Origin of the sequence: Vibrio genomosp. F10 str. 9ZD137, from assembly GCF_049974785.1 — a bacterium.
GTDB lineage: Bacteria > Pseudomonadota > Gammaproteobacteria > Enterobacterales > Vibrionaceae > Vibrio.
This window is the reverse complement of the sequence record NZ_JBNGCJ010000774.1, coordinates 1-1,540: the sequence shown is the minus strand read 5'-3', so window position 1 is coordinate 1,540 and position 1,540 is coordinate 1. Positions and strand designations below refer to the sequence as shown.

Annotated in this window: 1 protein-coding gene and 1 pseudogene; both read right to left on the bottom strand. The window is 46.0% G+C overall.

Translation table 11 applies throughout. The features are described from left to right. Positions 1 to 434 (bottom strand): exodeoxyribonuclease V subunit gamma (locus ACP45E_RS18095; RefSeq protein WP_198927755.1); only part of this gene is annotated, 434 nt, incomplete at its 3' end. Between the two features lie 294 nt (positions 435 to 728). After that, positions 729 to 1,540: pseudogene (locus ACP45E_RS18090) on the bottom strand (ABC transporter substrate-binding protein); the annotation flags it as partial.

Genomic DNA, 1,540 nt, shown 5'->3' with positions numbered 1-1,540 from the left:
CCGCTCTTCCGATCTACAAGGTAACCATCAAAAATATCGGCGATTTTCTCCACCAATTGATAGAGCTTTGAATTGTCTTCATCATCGTTAAGATAGCGAGCAAGGGGTTCAAAATGCTCATGCTCTAACATCGAAGGAAGCAAGTGCATTAATTTCCACGTCATCCCCTCTTTATTGAAAGCACTGCGTTTGGGAACATCGGGCAAAATCTGCGTGAACAATTCCCAGATAAAAGTCGCAGGTAATGGAAATTCGAGGTTTGCAGCAATGCCAAACTCGTTCGCCAGCTCCATTTTCAACCATTGAGACATGCCGGGGCTTTGAACCAGAATCTGTTCTTTTTCAAACGGGTTTTCTAATGGGTTTTGACGAACAAGCTCGACTAAAAGAGACTTGAGAATATCGATTTGATTGGAGTGATAGACGGTAAACAAAATACGCTCATACTATTCTTGCCGCAGATAGAATGAGATTAGCATAGGGACACATAATTCGAGAGTGTTATAAGCACATGATTACAATAAACATGACGAGGTGTTCAAACTGTTCACAAGACATCTCAAAAATGGACAAAAGGAATAAAAAACACCCACCGTACTGACTGACATAGCAAGGTGGGTGTCGATTTTAATGAAGAAATTTTTCGATCTCACGGTCGGTTGCAACTCCCTACAAAGACTGCACCTAATCCGCTAGACCTAGAAATCATAGCAAATGCTCACTAGCTGTTAGCTTTTAGCAATCAGATCTTTATAAGCAATCGTTTTGCCTTGCGGTTTCTCATTTTTCAGCTTCATTTTCGGAGAACCCGGTTGAGACAACCAGTAATCAGGATCTTTCTTCGGATTCAGTTTCGGCCCACATTCACCTTGAACACCACTGCGCTCAAGACGCTGCATCACTTTGTCCTGCGCTTGTGCTAATCCATCCAATGCCTCTTGTGGTGTTTTTTCGCCACTCGCCGCTTCAGAAACGTGTTGCCACCACAGCTGAGCAAGCTTCGGATAATCAGGGACGTTCGTGCCTGTTGGTGTCCACTGCTTACGTGCATCACTGCGGTAGAATTCAACCAAACCACCCAGTTGAGGCGCGGCATCGGTCATGGCTTGAGAGTTGATATCCGACTCACGAATCGGCGTTAGACCAACCAGTGTTTTCTTAAGACTGACGGATTTTGAGACCACAAATTGTGCGTATAACCACGCCGCTTGGCGTCTATCCAAAGGCGTACTGTTTAGGAATGTCCATGCACCCGCATCTTGGTAGCCGAGTTTCATGCCCTCTTCCCAGTAAGGTCCGCGTGGAGAAGGTGCCATGCGCCATTTTGGCGAACCGTCTTCATTCACAACGGGCAAACCAGGTTTGGTCATATCAGCAGTAAAGGCGGTATACCAAAAGATTTGCTGCGCAATAGAACCTTGTGCAGGTACTGGCCCTGCTTCACCAAACGTCATACCTTGTGCTTCAGGTGGCGCGTATTTTTTTAGCCAATCCACGTACTTGGTTGTTGCGTAAACCGCAGCTGGGCCATTGGTCGCGC